This window comes from Ruegeria sp. HKCCA6707, from assembly GCF_013033515.1.
In the GTDB taxonomy this organism is placed as follows: Bacteria; Pseudomonadota; Alphaproteobacteria; order Rhodobacterales; family Rhodobacteraceae; genus Ruegeria.
This window is the reverse complement of the sequence record NZ_WQEG01000001.1, coordinates 319,531-334,439: the sequence shown is the minus strand read 5'-3', so window position 1 is coordinate 334,439 and position 14,909 is coordinate 319,531. Positions and strand designations below refer to the sequence as shown.

General features: G+C 58.8%; 14 protein-coding genes. 5 read left to right on the top strand and 9 right to left on the bottom strand.

From position 1 onward, the window contains the following. Positions 1 to 153 precede the first annotated feature (153 nt). Complete coding sequence (gene metG / locus GOW40_RS01645; protein WP_171136378.1) at positions 154 to 1,872, bottom strand: methionine--tRNA ligase; 1,719 nt, start codon at positions 1,870 to 1,872, stop codon at positions 154 to 156. Between the two features lie 256 nt (positions 1,873 to 2,128). On the opposite strand from metG, the gene GOW40_RS01640 reads away from it, so the two are divergent. Then, complete coding sequence (locus GOW40_RS01640) at positions 2,129 to 2,845, top strand: OB-fold-containig protein (protein WP_171129107.1); 717 nt, start codon at positions 2,129 to 2,131, stop codon at positions 2,843 to 2,845. A 30-nt stretch (positions 2,846 to 2,875) separates the two neighbouring features. Then, positions 2,876 to 4,546, top strand: coding sequence for a flotillin family protein (locus GOW40_RS01635; RefSeq protein WP_171129109.1), 1,671 nt, complete (start codon positions 2,876 to 2,878; stop codon positions 4,544 to 4,546). A gap of 32 nt (positions 4,547 to 4,578) precedes the next feature. On the opposite strand, the gene GOW40_RS01630 is transcribed toward GOW40_RS01635, so the two are convergent. The 7 genes from GOW40_RS01630 to GOW40_RS01600 form a co-directional block, all read right to left on the bottom strand. Next, on the bottom strand, positions 4,579 to 5,799 hold the full coding sequence (locus tag GOW40_RS01630; RefSeq protein ID WP_171230839.1) for an MFS transporter: 1,221 nt from the start codon (positions 5,797 to 5,799) through the stop codon (positions 4,579 to 4,581). 79 nt (positions 5,800 to 5,878) lie between these two features. Further along, on the bottom strand, positions 5,879 to 6,481 hold the full coding sequence (locus GOW40_RS01625) for a YceI family protein (protein ID WP_254444226.1): 603 nt from the start codon (positions 6,479 to 6,481) through the stop codon (positions 5,879 to 5,881). Between the two features lie 219 nt (positions 6,482 to 6,700). Then, on the bottom strand, positions 6,701 to 7,321 hold the full coding sequence (locus GOW40_RS01620) for an ImuA family protein (RefSeq protein WP_171129115.1): 621 nt from the start codon (positions 7,319 to 7,321) through the stop codon (positions 6,701 to 6,703). 58 nt (positions 7,322 to 7,379) lie between these two features. Further along, positions 7,380 to 7,961: a TIGR02281 family clan AA aspartic protease gene (locus GOW40_RS01615; RefSeq protein WP_171230838.1), complete on the bottom strand. Its 582-nt coding sequence runs from the start codon at positions 7,959 to 7,961 to the stop codon at positions 7,380 to 7,382. 41 nt (positions 7,962 to 8,002) lie between these two features. Beyond that, entirely contained in the window at positions 8,003 to 8,623 is a 621-nt protein-coding gene (locus GOW40_RS01610) for a MarC family protein (protein ID WP_171129119.1), read from the bottom strand. Continuing rightward, entirely contained in the window at positions 8,620 to 9,012 is a 393-nt protein-coding gene (locus GOW40_RS01605) for an ACT domain-containing protein (protein WP_171129121.1), read from the bottom strand. The genes GOW40_RS01610 and GOW40_RS01605 overlap by 4 nt, the downstream gene beginning before the upstream one ends. Continuing rightward, a complete protein-coding gene (locus tag GOW40_RS01600; protein WP_171230837.1) occupies positions 9,009 to 10,859 on the bottom strand; it encodes an ABC-F family ATP-binding cassette domain-containing protein in 1,851 nt (616 codons plus the stop codon). The genes GOW40_RS01605 and GOW40_RS01600 overlap by 4 nt, the downstream gene beginning before the upstream one ends. Before the next feature lie 107 nt (positions 10,860 to 10,966). Between GOW40_RS01600 and GOW40_RS01595 the strand changes: the two genes are divergently transcribed. Next, entirely contained in the window at positions 10,967 to 12,169 is a 1,203-nt protein-coding gene (locus tag GOW40_RS01595) for a multidrug effflux MFS transporter (protein ID WP_171129125.1), read from the top strand. 103 nt (positions 12,170 to 12,272) lie between these two features. Then, positions 12,273 to 12,695, top strand: a complete 423-nt coding sequence (gene ndk / locus GOW40_RS01590; protein WP_171129127.1) for a nucleoside-diphosphate kinase — start codon at positions 12,273 to 12,275, stop codon at positions 12,693 to 12,695. A gap of 58 nt (positions 12,696 to 12,753) precedes the next feature. Here ndk and GOW40_RS01585 read toward each other — a convergent pair whose 3' ends face one another. Further along, positions 12,754 to 13,101 carry a TfoX/Sxy family protein gene (locus GOW40_RS01585; protein ID WP_171098600.1) on the bottom strand — a complete coding sequence of 116 codons (348 nt, stop codon included), beginning with the start codon at positions 13,099 to 13,101 and terminating at the stop codon, positions 12,754 to 12,756. Positions 13,102 to 13,408: 307 nt separating this feature from the next. Here GOW40_RS01585 and GOW40_RS01580 point away from each other — a divergent pair, with 307 nt between their 5' ends. Next, entirely contained in the window at positions 13,409 to 14,905 is a 1,497-nt protein-coding gene (locus GOW40_RS01580; RefSeq protein WP_171129129.1) for a CHAD domain-containing protein, read from the top strand. Positions 14,906 to 14,909: the final 4 nt, after the last annotated feature.

Here is a 14,909-nt window from a genome sequence, read left to right as displayed (position 1 = left end):
GGGACTAATTCTCAAGCGCGATGAGTCATCGACTTTTGGCGGTCAGCACAAAAAGTTGCAGCAGATAGGCCGGTTTAGATGACGGTCACGCTCGCGCCAAATCGAAAACAGGGGACCAGCGGCCCCCTGTTTGAACGTGCAATTTTTGTTTGTTCAGCTGCGTGTTCCGGCGAATTTTTCCTGCCAACCCTCGCGCTGCTCATCGGCGATTTTGGCAAATAGAACCTCGGGCACAGTGAACTCATGCCCCGCAGGCAGCGCACCAAGCGCGGCTTCGACGTCATCGGGCCAGCTTGTATCCAGCGTGTTCATCGCACTCAGCATCCGGGCTGAGGTGTCGGGAATGAACGGCGCGCTGAGAACGGCATAGAGACGGATCAGGTTCAGCCCCAAACGGACCTGAGCTGCTGCCTGTTCTGGATCTTCCTTGAAGGTCGACCAGGGGGCCGCCGATTGCAGGTATTCGTTTCCGGCAACCCAAATCGCCCGCAATTCCTGCGCCGATTTGCGAACCTCCATGGCCTCCATGAACCCTTCATAGGCACGTACGCGTTTGGTCAACTCAGCAATCAGCGCCTGTTCACGCTCACCAAAGGCACCCCCTTCGGGCACGGCCTCACCGAATTTCGAGCGGCAGAATTTGGTGATCCGGCTGACAAAATTGCCCAGCACATCGGCCAGATCCTTGTTGACCGATTGCTGGAAATTCTCCCAGGTAAACTCGCTGTCGCTGCTTTCGGGAGCATGGCTCAGCAGCCACCAGCGCCAATAGTCTGCCGGCAGGATCTCAAGCGCCTGATCCATGAACACGCCACGCCCCTGGCTGGTCGAGAACTGGCCGCCATCATAGTTCAGGTAGTTGAAGGATTTTAGGTGGTCGACCATCTTCCACGGCTCACCCGATCCCAGAATGGTGGCCGGGAACGAAAGCGTGTGGAAAGGCACATTATCCTTGCCCATGAACTGCACGTAACGCACGTCATCGGCGCCCTTGTCGGTGCGCCACCAGCGTTCCCACTCGGCATCCGGTTTGCCGCTGGCATCGGCCCATTCCTTGGCGCAGGCGATATATTCGATGGGCGCATCGAACCAGACATAAAAGACCTTACCCTCCATGCCCGGCCAATCCTGATCACCTTTCTTGACCGGCACGCCCCAATCCAGATCGCGGGTAATGCCGCGGTCTTGCAGACCATCACCGTCATGCAACCACTTTTTGGCAATCGACGTGGTTAGAATCGGCCAATCGGTCTTGCTGTCGATCCAGGCATCCAACTGATCCTTCATCGCCGATTGGCGGAGGTACAAGTGCTTGGTCTCGCGCACCTCAAGATCGGTCGAGCCAGAAATGGCTGAGCGCGGATCAATCAGGTCGGTTGGGTCCAGTTGTTTGGTGCAATTTTCACACTGATCGCCACGGGCACGGTCATAACCACAGTTGGGGCAGGTGCCCTCGATATAGCGGTCTGGCAGAAACCGGCCATCCGCGTTGGAATAAACCTGTTTCTCGCTGACTTCACGGATCAGTCCAGCCGCATCCAATTTGCCCGCAAAATGCTGGGTCAGTGCTTTGTTCTGATCGCTGGACGAGCGGCCAAAGTGATCAAAGCTCAGGCCAAAGCGCTTGGCGATGTCGGCCTGAACCCCATGCATTTTCGCGCAATATTCGGCCACGGGTTTACCCGCTTTGGCCGCTGCCAGTTCCGCCGGGGTGCCGTGTTCATCGGTGGCGCATAGGAACATGACCTCATTCCCTCGGCCACGCTGATAGCGCGCGTAAAGATCGGCGGGTAATTGCGAACCGATCAGATTGCCGAGATGTTTGATCCCGTTGATGTAGGGGATCGCCGAGGTGATGAGAATCCGAGCCATTTTGCGTGTCCACGTTTCTGTCTGCGCGCCCGTCTACCTTATGTTACCGGTTAGCAAAAGGGTGGGTTTCGCGCGGCTGTGCAGAAAACCGAACATCGGGCTCAAAAACAACCTTTCGAGGGATTGCAGTTCCTGTCCGAATAGGGCGTCACAATACCCATAGGTTGAAATCTGGAATCACAACCTCTTGTAATTTCGTTATGACTACCCATTTTAAGTGTATACCAAAGTATACAAAAACGAGGGTATTTTGCTGATGTTTGACTTTCTTCTCGACGGCGCATTTGCGCCTTTCACCATGGCGCTGGCGCTGCTGTTTGGCCTGTTGGGCCTGGAGCTGATCGCATTGTTGCTGGGTGGAAGCCTGCTAGCGGGCGAGGGGGAAGTTGATCTGGACGTGGTAGATGCCCCTGATCTGGATGTCGCGGATTTCGATCTGGACATCGATGCAGATATCGATCTGGGCGATTTCGAGCTGGCCGAGATCGAGTCAGAGGCACCGGAGATGTCGACCGCTGGACCGATGGCGTGGCTGGGTCTTGGCAAGGTGCCGTTCATGATCTGGCTGGTGGTCTTGCTGGCCGGGTTTGGCCTTTCGGGCATGGGCTTGCAACTTGTGCTGCGCGATCTGCTGGGCTTTGACCTGCCCAGTTGGATGGCCGCGATCCCGGCTGGTGCGTTTGGCCTGTGGTGTGCACGCGGCTTTGGTACGGTCTTCGCGCGGCTGTTGCCCAAGACCGAGACCGAGGCGATGTCCGAACGGATGCTGGCCCGCCGCCGCGGGGTGATTACGCAAGGCACTGCGTCCCGTGGTCGCCCGGCTGAAGTGCGCGTGATGGATCGGTTTGGCAATACGCACCACCTGCGCGCCGAGCCTTTGCAGGAAAAAGACGTGCTCGAACGCGGCACCGAAGTGCTGGTGCTGCGCGACCGACGGCGTGACCGGTTCGTTCTGGTCGGTTTGTCAGACTAACCAATTTAACCCCAACTTGGAGGATTTTGCATGGAAGGTACTTTCCTGATCATTTCGGTCGTCACGATTCTGGCCGTTCTACTGTTCATTGGCCTTGTACTGGGCCGTCTCTACAAACGCGCAACCCGCGAGATCAGCTTGGTGAAAACTGGCGCGGGGGGCAAAAAGGTCATCATGGATGGTGGTGTTGTCATCGTGCCGTTGATGCACGAGGTCAGCCCGGTCAACATGAAAACCCTGCGACTCGAGGTACAGCGCAGCGGTGAGGCCGCCCTGATCACCAAAGACCGGATGCGCGTAGATGTGGGCGTCGAGTTCTATGTCTCGGTCATGGCCACAGAAGAAGGCATCGCTCGCGCTGCCCAGACTCTGGGCGATCGGACCTTTGACGTCGAACAACTGCGTGAGATGATCGAAGGTAAACTGATCGATGGTTTGCGTGCTGTGGCCGCTCAGATGACCATGGACGGGCTGCACGAAAACCGCGCCGACTTTGTGCAAGAGGTGCAGAACGCCGTGTCCGAGGACCTGTTGAAGAACGGTCTGTCGCTGGAATCCGTCTCACTGACCGCGCTTGACCAGACCCCGTTTGAGGCGCTGGATGAGAACAACGCCTTTAACGCCGTTGGTATGCGCAAGCTGGCCGAGGTGATTGCGGTGTCGAAAAAGGAACGCGCGCAGATTGATGCCGAGGCCGAGGTTGAGGTGCGCCGTGCTGCGATGGAAGCGGAACGTCAGAAGCTGCTGATCGAGCAGGACGAGGCGCAGGCGCGGATCGAGCAGACCCAGAAGGTCGAGACCCTGCGCGTGGCGCAAGAGGCCGAGATTGCCGCCCGGACCGAGGATTCGGTGCGGGAAACCGAGCGCGCTCGGATCGCACGCGAAGAAGCCATCCGCGCCGCCGAGATCGAACGCGAGCGCAAGATCCGCGACGCCGAGATCGCCAAAGAGCGTGAGATCGAAGTCGCCGAACAAGAGCGTCAGATCATCATCGCGCAGAAATCCGAAGAGGAAAGCCGCGCGCGTGCGTCAGCTGATCTGGCCCGTGCTGAAGCAACCAAGGCATCCGAGGCTGTGGCAACCGCCCGTGAGGTGGCCGAGGCCGAGCGTCAGAAGCAGATCGTTTTGATCGAAGCCACCCGTGAGGCCGAACGTCAGGCTACCGCGATCCGCCTGTCTGCACAGGCCGAGAAAGAGGCCGCAGCCGACCGCGCCGAAGCCCGTCGCGAAGAAGCGCAGGCCGAAGCGGATGCGTTGAACATTCGCGCCGAGGCCAAAAAGAACGACATGCTGGCCGAGGCGGAAGGTAAGCGTGCGATTGTCGAGGCCGACAACGCGCTGTCCGCGGCCCAGATCCGCATGAAGGTCGATATGGCGCGGATCGAAACGATGCCGTCGATCATCTCGGAAATGGTCAAGCCGGCAGAAAAGATCGACTCGATCAAGATCCACCAGGTGGGTGGTATCGGCGGTGCGACTGGCGGAGGCACGGCCGGTGGAGACAAGCCGGTGGTCAATCAGGCGCTCGACTCGATCATGGGCATGGCGGTGCAGATGCCCGCGCTCAAGAAGCTGGGGGATGAGCTGGGCCTGTCGATGGAAAACGGTGTCGCCGGGGTTGTGAACGGCGCGTTGGAGGCAACGCCCGATCCGGCTGATGCAGAGGTCATCGAGGACGACGCCGCTCCGACACAGCAGTAACACCAAAAAGGGCCGGGACTTTCCCGGCCTTTTTATTTCTCACGCGCGCGTTTAAGCAAACGCCCGATGGTGAAGGATGTGCGCGGGGCATAGACATAATTCGTGCGCGCCTCGGGCGTTGGGCGGGAGCGCATCCGGGCCAGACCAAATACGATCAACACCAGATGGCCCAAAGCGACAAAGGCAAACAGCGCGCCCGGACCGAACTGCTGGATCAGCGTCGATGAGATATAGGGGGAGGCGATAGCGCCCAACGCGAACCAGAACATCAGCGCAGCAGACAGTTCGACCCGTTCTTCGGTGGTGGCAAAATCATTGGCATGCGCGGAGGAAACCGAGAAGATCGGAAATGTGGTCAGGCCAAAAAACCCCGCTGCCAGCATGACCCCAAGGGTTCCGGTACCGCTTGCCCCCATGGTGATCGCGCAGCTGAGCACCGCAGCCGCCGAGAGCCAGATCAGCACCCATCGGCGATCATATTTGTCGGCCAGCCATCCAACTGGATATTGCGCCAGCGCGCCGCCCAGTACGAAAGCGGCCAGGAAAAAGGCGATTTGATCGACGCCCAATCCGACCTCTTGCCCGTAAACCGGGCCGACCATACGGAATGAGGCCGAGCTGAGCGCGGCGACGATCACACCTGCCACGGCAAGCGGCGAACTGCGCCAGGCCAGTTTGGGACGCAGGCGCGGGGCATCAGGGGTTTGGGGCTGGCTGGCTTTTGTCAGGGTCAGCGGCAACAAAGAGGCGCAGCACAGGATCGCCAGCAGGTTATAGGACACATAAGAGGCGGGTGGCAGCACGGCGATGATCAACTGCGCGCAAAGGGACGCGCCAAGATCGGCGATGCGATAGCTGCCCATCACACGCCCGCGCGACGCGTTTGTGACCTTTGCATTCAGCCATGCCTCGATCACTGTATAGCATCCCGCCACACAGGTGCCGGAGGCGATCCGAAGGAAGGCCCAGATGGTCGGGTTCTCGGTCAGCGTATGGCCCAGCAGGCCCATGGCGCCAAGTGCTGTGCAAACAGCAAAGGCACGGGAATGGCCGACGCTGCCCATCAGGCGCGGGGCCCACCAGCAACCGATGAAAAAGCCGATGAAATGCGCTGACCCCAACAGCCCGATCTGCTCGGTGGTGAAATCCAGCGTCAGCCCCGAGATCGCATCCAGCGGACCAACGCCGCCGGTCGAAAGCTGCAAGAGAATGACAGAAAGAAAGAGGGCGGCAAGGGAAATGATTAGGCGCATAACGGGCCCAGATTGATCCAATCGTCAGGTTATGCGCGCGACTATTCGACGCCTGAGCGTCGTTTTTTGTCTTTCTGTATCATTTGTCGCGAATGATCTGTGCGCGAATGTCGAGGCCAACAATGTCGTCCACCAGATCAGGATAGCCCGACGCACCATATCTATGACGATCCAGTGCGCCTCTCAGGCGAATAGAGAGATTGTCCAGATCATCCGGTGCGCTTCCGGGGCGACGATAGAGCGCCGCATCCAGGGTCACGGGCATGGTAACACCACGCACGGTCAGGTCGCCGGTGATCTTTGCTCCTTCCGAGATCCGTCCGTTGGGCCCCAGCTGAATTTTGGTCGATCTAAAACGGATGGTGGGATGATTGCCCGCATTCAACACGCTTTCACCAAGCATCGGGGCGCGCGCAAAGGGCAGCTTGGTGCGGGCATCTGCGACGTTCAGAACAACATCCACCACGCTGTTTTGCAGGCGCTTGGTGTCCAGATGGATAAGAGCCGATTGTATGGGCATGGTGCCGGATTGCGCCACGCCAGACAGATCAAAGGTGAAGCCCACCGATGTTCCTTTGGGCGACAGCACATAGGGAATCAACGCGGTTTGCGCCAGGCCAACCACGGGCCAGGCGGCGAATGCTGCAATCAGACTGCGTCGGGTGAATGCCGTCATATCCATTCCTTCTGCCAAGGCTGTCCCTTTGGGCGCGTGGTCAAGGCCGTGTTTTGCCCTGATCCGCACGGCCTTTGTAAGCGCAAAGGGCGTAATGTTCGGTTAACACGCGATGGCGTGTTTCTATTCACCGATCATTCCGACCAGGTGGCAATTCTGCGATCAGGGAAGCGTAAGGCGCTGTGTGATTGCAGACCAATCACAAGTGATGTGATGCGGATTTTATCACTCGGTTGTGTCTTTGGTGTTGACTTTTTGCAGGGTCAACTCGGCGCGCGCCTCGGTCTGGGTGGCCTGCCAACTGACCGGCGGCAGGGCGCGGGCGCGGCGTCGGCTCAGGATCCAGCTTGGGGCTTTATCCTGATAGGTCGGGGCCATATGCCAGCGTGTCTCAACCCCTTGCGCGCCGCCCTCTTCGGGGGTCAGCACAAGCCCCAAAGGGGGGCGTGTCATTGTGCCCGCCTGTTCCGCGGCCAGATGCAGCCGCCGGATCGGGGTGAGGCCCGGCGCACCGGGTAGATCGGCGATGACCACGGGGGCGGCCCCACTGCGCAAGGCCTCTTCCATACACCACAGTAGATCCTCGGAGCGGGTGGGGCGGACCAGTAGAAACCGTGCAGGATCGGCAAAAGGCATCATCCCGATAGGGTTCAGGCGGCTGACCTCCCAGGCTGGGGATATCCACAGCACCGGCCCCTGCGCCTGACCAGCCAGCCATAGGGCAAAACTGCGCCGGGCCGGGCCGCAGGCTTCGTGTACGCGGCCCAGTTGCAGGGTGATTTGCGGATGAAGGTTGAGCCCCGGCGCAGCACGCGCGGGTTTGCGGCCCAAAAGCTGTGTCGACATGCTGTGATACTAACATGTTCTTTATTTGTTCTCAATTGTGCTGATGCACAAATGCGGCCTAGCGCGACAAGGTCAGGCGCCCGTCCGAGAATTGGATGTTCGAGAACCGTTGCAGGTATTCCATGCCCAGCAGGGATTGATCCATCTGCCCTTCGTTGATCCAGGCCGAAACATTGGTATCGGTGATCGGGCCCAGCACCAGGCTGTCCAGCCGCACGGGTGCAGTGCGCACCACTCCGTTTGCGGTCGACGCCCGGCCAAAATAGTTCTGCTGATCGGGGTCGATGCCAACGCGGACTGCGTCTTCGGCGCTCAGTACGATCTGGCTGGCACCGGTGTCTACCATGAAGGTGATCGGCTCACCATTGACCACGATGGGTAGATAGTAATGCCCGTCTCGCGCGCGCGGAACCTCGATCGAATTGTCTGTGACGGCCATCTGAGGCGCAGGGCCGACGGTGTTCTGGATGTCCTCCCACAGCCCATAGACGGCGACAACGCCAATAAAGATAAACACCCAGGCCATCGCCTGTTGCATGGTCTTGTTCAACGGCTGACGGTTTTGAGAGATGAACCAGGCCACGATTGCAGCACCCAGCAATCCCAAATAGGCCAAACGTGCAATACTGTCGCCATCCATGTCGTCACCTGAACCTTGTCTACCAAACCCAATATGGGGATTTACGATGCAAATCCAAAGGCCTTGAGGCCATCCAGGATGAATTGCACCGAAAGCGCGGCCAGCAACATGCCCAGAAGCCGGGTCAGCACATTCAGACCGGTTTTGCCCAGCAGTCGACCGATCAGCCCTCCCATAAGAAAGAACATCAAGACCACTGTCATCACCGCCAGCATTACGGCGCAGGCAGCGGCTATGCCCTGTATCCCGGGGTTTTGCCCGGCCAGCAGAATGATCGTAGCAATCGAGCCGGGGCCTGCAATCAGCGGGATGGCCAGCGGGAAAACAGACGGATCAGGGTGGTCCTCTTCCTCGGCCCGGTTTTCGCGTCGCTTGGTGCGGCGTTCAAACAGCATGTCGAGCGCGGTCAGGAACAGCAATGCACCCCCCGCCACGCGGAAAGCAGGCATCGAGATGCCGACAAAACCCAGCACTGCCTCACCAAAGGCCGCAAAGGCGATCAGGATGCAGGCGGCGGTCAGACAGCTGCGGATCGCGATTTTACGCCGGGTCGCCGCGTCCAGATCCTGGGTCAGCGCAACAAAGATCGGCGTTGTTCCAAACGGGTCGATCACCACGAACATAGTGGTAAAGGCGGTTATGAAAAAGGCGGCATCAATCATGGCGCGGCACTGCGTTGCAACTGGACAAGGACGCGTAGAGCGTCCTCTGCCTGATCCGCGGGGACGTATACGTGATCATGGTGAAACCCGGCGACCATGTTGGCAGGGATATTCGCCTGTGCCAGAGCGTTCGAAACGGCTGCGGTCAGCCCGACACCTTCCAGCGAGGAATGAACCTGCAAGGTGATGCATCGCATGGCAACGGCGTCTTCCGGCGCGGCGCTGATCGGAACAATCAGCGACAGGCCTTCCTCCTCAACACAGCTGGCCCGAGTGCCGTCCGGCCAGGGTGTCCCGTCGGGCCATCGGACAAAGGCAAACCTGTCAGGTTGAAGGGCGGGGCGCATGCCGGTGATCATGGCGCTTGTGTCTTTGACCGGTTGGCTCATGCGGTTTCGGCCGCCTCCAGGCGCTCGGCTGCGGCGACCCACAGCGCTTCTGCTTTTTGCATGGCTTCGACAACCTCGGCGAATTTGCGGTTCCAGGTCTCCAGATCATTGATCCGGTCGTCTGCGTACAAGGCCGGGTCTGCCAGTTTGGCCGACAGTTTGTCATGCATATCGGTCAGCTTTTCGATCCGGTCCTCGCATTTGCGCAAATCAGCGCGCAGGGCCAGAACCGCATCACGCGACGGGCGCTTGGGTTTGGTTGCCTGCGGTTTAGTTTTAACGGGTTTGTCCCGCGCCAATAACAGAGCGCGATAGGCCTCCAGATCCTGTTCAAACGGCTTCACCGTTCCATCCGAGACCAGCCACAGCCGGTCTGCCACGAGCGACAGCAGATGCATGTCGTGACTTACCAGAACCACTGCACCGGAATAGGCCGTCAGCGCTTCGACCAGCGCCTCGCGGCTTTCGATGTCGAGGTGGTTCGTCGGTTCGTCCAAGATCAGCATATGCGGCGCGTCAATGGTGGCCAGCAGCAGTGACAGACGTGCCTTTTGCCCACCAGACAGCCGCCCGACCTCGGTCTCGGCCTGATCCGCATTCAGCCCGAAACCGGCCAGACGCGACCGCCATTTGCCCGGCGCCTCGTCCGGTCGCAACCGGCGCAGGTGGTCCAGGGGCGTTTCGTCCACATAAAGCTCATCCACCTGATGCTGCGCGAAATAACCGATGCGCAGCTTGTTCGACCGGTTCATCTTGCCCGCCATCAAGGGCAGGCGGTCCGAGAGCAGCTTGGACAGGGTCGATTTGCCCTGACCGTTTTTACCCAAAAGCGCGATCCGGTCATCCTGATCAATGCGCAGATTCAGGCGGCGCAGCACCTCGGTCTCGCCATAGCCTGTTACGCCACCTTCGATCTGGATGATGGGCGGCGACAGTTCCTCGGGCTCGGGGAAGGAAAAGGCACGCAAGGCGGCCTCTTGCGGGGTTGAAACCAGTTGGATGCGTTCAATCATCTTCAGGCGCGATTGGGCCTGCACAGCCTTTGACGCCTTAAACCGGAAGCGGTCCACAAAGCTTTGCAGATGCGCGATGCGGGCCTTGGCCTTGGCGTTTTCCGATTCCGCCTGCGCCAGACGTTCGGCGCGGCGTTCGGCGAATTTGTCATAGGGCACCGCGTAATAGCTCAGTTTTCGGTCTTCCAGATGCAGGATCGAGCCGACAGCCCGGTTCAACAGCCCGCGGTCGTGGCTGATGATGATAACCGTGTGGGGATATTTGGCCAGATAACTCTCTAGCCATAACGCGCCTTCAAGGTCCAGATAGTTGGTCGGTTCGTCCAGCAGCAGCAGATCGGGCTGAGAAAACAGCACCGCCGCCAGCGCAACCCGCATCCGCCACCCGCCCGAGAAATCGGAACAGGGGCGTAGTTGATCGGCATCGTCAAAGCCCAGCCCTTTGAGGATCGAGGCCGCGCGCGCCTCCGCTGACCAAGCGTCGATATCGGCCAGACGGGTCTGGATCTCGGCTATGCGGTCGGGGTCTTCGGCGGTCTCGGCCTCGGCCATCAGCGCGCTGCGCTCGGTATCGGCGGCCAGAACGGTATTGATCAGCGAGACCTCAGACGAGGGCACCTCTTGCGCGACGCCACCAATCCGCGCGCGTCTGGGGATCGAGATCGAGCCCGATTCCAGCGCCAGCTCACCCCGGATCAGCCGGAACAGGGTAGTTTTCCCGGTGCCGTTGCGGCCCACTAGACCCACCTTGTGCCCATCTGGGATGGTTGCACTGGCAGCTTCAAAAAGCGGGCGGCCTTCAACCGCATAGGTGATGTTTTCGATCCGTAACATGAGGCGCTCATAGCAGAGCCGTGATGCCGCCGCCAGCGGCTTGGCATGGCCCTTGCCCAGGCAATGTGCTAGCGCGGTGTCGTTTGCATTTCAAAGACGGTAAAGACATGCGCGCGGCCAAGACGCCCCCACATTTGATCACGCTTATCTTTGCCACAGGGCTTTCCGTTCTGACGCTGAACATGTTCCTGCCGTCACTTGCGCATATGAGCCAAGATTTCGCGGTGGACTATGGTTTGGTGAACCTGGCCGTTGCCGGGTATCTGGCGGTCTCGGCTGTATTGCAATTGATATTGGGGCCACTGTCGGACCGGTTCGGTCGCAGGCCTGTCTTGCTGATCTGCATGACGATTTTTGTGATCGCATCCGTTGGCTGTGTGCTGGCCGAGTCGATCTGGCTGTTTCTCGGGTTCCGTTTGGTGCAAGCGGTTGTCGTGGCCGGGTCGGTCCTGTCCAGCGCGTCGATCCGCGATCGCTTTCCACCAAACGAAGCCGCCAGCAAGCTGGGCTATATCGCGATGGCCATGGCGCTGGCCCCGATGTTGGGGCCAATGTTGGGCGGCGCACTGGACATGCTGTTCGGATGGCGCGCGGGGTTCGTTCTCTATGCGCTGCTGGGGGCAGGGGTGCTGACCCTGCTTTGGCTCGACATGGGTGAGACAAATATCAACCGTGCATTGACCTTTTCCGCGCAGACGCGAGAATACCCACACTTGTTTCGCGCCAGACGGTTTTGGGGCTATGCCCTGTGCGCTGCGTTTTCGATTGGCGGGTTCTTCAGCTTTATCACCGGCGCGCCATTGGTTGCGGCGGCCTGGTTCGATCTGAGCCCGGCGATGTTGGGCCTTGGCATCGGCATCATCACCGGTGGGTTCATGGTGGGCAACTTTGTCACTGGCAAAATTGCCGCACGCACCCGCCTGACCACGATGATCCTGATCGGGCGGATCGTCGCCTCGATCGGGCCGCTTTGCGGCTTGCTTCTGTTCCTGGCTGGGATGGGCTCGGTCTGGGTGTTCTTTGGGTCCGCCATATGCGTCGGTTTCGGCAACGGGCTGACCAATGCCAATGCCTCGGCCGGGGTGATGTCAGTGCGCCCAAAACTCGCAGGCAGCGCCGCCGGTCTTTCGGGTGCGATGGTTGTGGCATTGGGGGCGATCCTGACCTCGGTGACGGGGGCTTTTGTCAGCCCTGAAAACGGCCCATACTTGGTGCTTGGCATGATGTGCGGCTGCAGTTTTGCTGGCCTTCTGGCGGTGCTTTATGTGCGTCATGTCGACCGTGTGGACCCGTTGCTTGACGCGATCTGAGTGCAAAGGCATCATTCTACTTTTCTTGACGCACAGACCATGTTAGGCGGCGCGCGATGGATTTCGGCGCGGGTGGCGCGCCACATTGTAAGGAGAGGCCGACATGGCACTGGAACGCACATTCTCGATCATCAAACCCGATGCAACCCGCCGCAACCTGACCGGCAAGATCAACGCCAAGTTCGAAGAAGCTGGCCTGAGCATTGTCGCGCAAAAGCGCATCCACATGACCAAAGCGCAAGCGGGCAAGTTCTACGAAGTACATGCCGAGCGTCCGTTCTATGACGAACTGTGCGAATTCATGTGCTCGGCCCCGGTTGTGGTTCAGGTTCTGGAAGGCGAAGGCGCCATTGCCAAGAACCGCGAAGTCATGGGCGCAACCAACCCTGCAGACGCGGCCCCCGGCACCATCCGCGCCGAGTTTGCGGAATCGGTTGGCGAAAACTCGGTCCACGGTTCGGACGCACCTGAAACCGCTGCGGTTGAGATCGCCTATTTCTTCTCGGGCATCGAACTGGTCGGCTAAGCCACCGTTCAACTAAATTCAAAGCCGCGTCTCATCTCAGGCGCGGCTTTTTTGTGGGTCAAACCGATTTCAGGTCACCTGCTGTAACGCGCACGCCGACAGCATCCAGATCCGCGATCATCTGGCTTTCCGGTGCGCGGCTGGTATTGGCCTTGATTGCATCAAACCTTTGCCGCAGCGCTTTTTTCTCTTCGCCTTTGCAGTCGTTCCACGGACGTCCCTGGAGCCCCATGACAAGCACGTAGTAGCCGATGAAATGCGGCTTGGTTCCGGCCTGCAGCAGACGCGCATAAGCCGCGTCCGGGCCGATCTCGCGCAATTGCTCGGCCGAGTGAATGCCCGCACGCGCACAGGCCTGTTCGAAGGCCGGGCCTAGATTGCGGATCGAAGAGACTGGCTCGCTCATGCCTTTGTCTTAGCGATGCAGTCACCCCCTGTCACCCGGCAAAGTTGGTTCAGCGTGCGCTTGATCGGCAGCAGGTTTCGCTTGTATCGAGACCTCAAGAGTGTTCCGATGACCTCAAGCTGTCAGTACTGGGGTGTGTGGGTGACAAAATGGTTGTGGAAAGAAAGACAGCAAAAACTGCCTCACGTACGAAGGGCAACGCGCTGAAAATTATGATAATTCGAGCTTTCGGAGAGGGTAACTGCGTTCAGAGGAACGTCGAATTCTACGCGCATGATGAGCACGAAACATCGAAAAAAGGCTGGTCATGAAGAAGGGCGCGCCGTCGTTCTTTGTTCTGCCCGGCGGAGCGGTCGAACAGGCGCTTTCTGGAACCCTGACTGGGTTGGAGCTTATTGACCAGACGCCCGAGCGCAGATTTGTTCTTCTGGATTGCCACGATCAGTCCTTGCGTCGCTCAGGTCGGTTGTTGATCGAAACCGAAGGTCGCCTGCTTTTCTTTGACAACACCGGCCGGTCCTGCGCGCAAAATGCAAAAGGCCAGGGGCGGTTCGTTCAAGACTTGCCTGATGGTGAAGTGGCCCAAGCCTTGGTTGGGTTTCCACAGTTACGTGCGCTCATACCGATTACAGAAGGCCAAATGCGCCAGAGCGATTTCATGTTGCGGGATGACCTGCAAAAAACCAGGCTGCGCGGCAAGGTTCTGACGCTGTCGACCGGTGAGCTTCAGGTTACGGCGCTCTATCTGCAAAGGCTCAAAGGAAATCACCGCGCGTTTGCAGAAACCCGAAACGCCCTGTTCGCGGATGCAGGTGCGGCCACAGGTGTCGAAGCATTATTTGATGCCCTTATGACCGGACAGCTGCCATATATGGCGAAACCCGTGGTGGAATTGACTTGCAATGAACCAGCCGCGCAGGCCGCCACAGAGATCATCCGCACCTTTCTGAAGGTCGCCCGCGCCAACGAAACTGGTGTGATCGCTGATCTCGACACTGAATTTCTGCACGATTATCGCGTCGCGTTAAGGCGCATTCGTTCTGTGATCAGCCTGTTCAAAGGTGCTTACTCCGAAGCTCAGACCACAGAGCTAAAGACGTGTTTTTCTGATCTTATGGCCCCGACCGGTCGGTTGCGGGATTTGGATGTCTACTTGTTGGAAAAGGATTTGTTTTACAATCTTCTACCGATTTCTCTTCATGCAGGACTTGATGAGATGTTTTCCCGGTTTCAGGCCGAACGCAAGGCAGAGCTTACACGGCTTAAACGCAGGCTCCGTGGTGCCCGATACGCGAACCAGATGGCGCGTCTGGAACATTTGTTCGAAGATGCAACACACCTTGAGCCTGGTCCAAATGCGGGTCTTGGGGCTTATGACTATGCTTGCGCGCTGATCTGGAAACGCTATCGAAAGCTGTGCAAACTGGCGCGCTCGATCACGCCCGAAACCCCGGATGCGCAGATCCACGAGCTGCGCATTCGTTGCAAGAAACTGCGTTACCTGATGGAGTTCTTCGCTCCGCTTTTCCACAAAAGTGCGTTCAAGACGATCATCAAGCCTTTGAAAAAACTTCAAGACAACCTGGGAGATTTCAATGACTGCTCGGTACAGCAAGTCAGTTTGCTGGCCTTTGCTACGCAGCAGGATGACGTCCAGCTTAGCTTGGCCGCAGGTGGGTTGATCACTGTCTTGAACCAAAAGCAGCAGGTCGAACGCAACCGCATCATGGCGAACTTTCAACACTTTGACAGTGCTGAGATCCGCGATCTTTTCCGGTCCCTCTTTCATCACAAAAAGGGTTGAGGGC

Bases quoted from the DNA above. Each gene is read 5' to 3' on its own strand.
- GOW40_RS01585 (WP_171098600.1), bottom strand. From the start codon at position 13,101: ATGAGCGAGCCAGTCTCTTCGATCCGCAATCTAGGCCCGGCCTTCGAA.
- GOW40_RS01620 (WP_171129115.1), bottom strand. From the start codon at position 7,321: ATGTCGACACAGCTTTTGGGCCGCAAACCCGCGCGTGCTGCGCCGGGG.
- ndk (WP_171129127.1), top strand. From the start codon at position 12,273: ATGGCACTGGAACGCACATTCTCGATCATCAAACCCGATGCAACCCGC.
- GOW40_RS01615 (WP_171230838.1), bottom strand. From the start codon at position 7,961: ATGGATGGCGACAGTATTGCACGTTTGGCCTATTTGGGATTGCTGGGT.
- GOW40_RS01635 (WP_171129109.1), top strand. From the start codon at position 2,876: ATGGAAGGTACTTTCCTGATCATTTCGGTCGTCACGATTCTGGCCGTT.
- GOW40_RS01605 (WP_171129121.1), bottom strand. From the start codon at position 9,012: ATGAGCCAACCGGTCAAAGACACAAGCGCCATGATCACCGGCATGCGC.
- GOW40_RS01625 (WP_254444226.1), bottom strand. From the start codon at position 6,481: ATGGATATGACGGCATTCACCCGACGCAGTCTGATTGCAGCATTCGCC.
- GOW40_RS01600 (WP_171230837.1), bottom strand. From the start codon at position 10,859: ATGTTACGGATCGAAAACATCACCTATGCGGTTGAAGGCCGCCCGCTT.
- metG (WP_171136378.1), bottom strand. From the start codon at position 1,872: ATGGCTCGGATTCTCATCACCTCGGCGATCCCCTACATCAACGGGATC.
- GOW40_RS01640 (WP_171129107.1), top strand. From the start codon at position 2,129: ATGTTTGACTTTCTTCTCGACGGCGCATTTGCGCCTTTCACCATGGCG.
- GOW40_RS01630 (WP_171230839.1), bottom strand. From the start codon at position 5,799: ATGCGCCTAATCATTTCCCTTGCCGCCCTCTTTCTTTCTGTCATTCTC.
- GOW40_RS01580 (WP_171129129.1), top strand. From the start codon at position 13,409: ATGAAGAAGGGCGCGCCGTCGTTCTTTGTTCTGCCCGGCGGAGCGGTC.
- GOW40_RS01610 (WP_171129119.1), bottom strand. From the start codon at position 8,623: ATGATTGATGCCGCCTTTTTCATAACCGCCTTTACCACTATGTTCGTG.
- GOW40_RS01595 (WP_171129125.1), top strand. From the start codon at position 10,967: ATGCGCGCGGCCAAGACGCCCCCACATTTGATCACGCTTATCTTTGCC.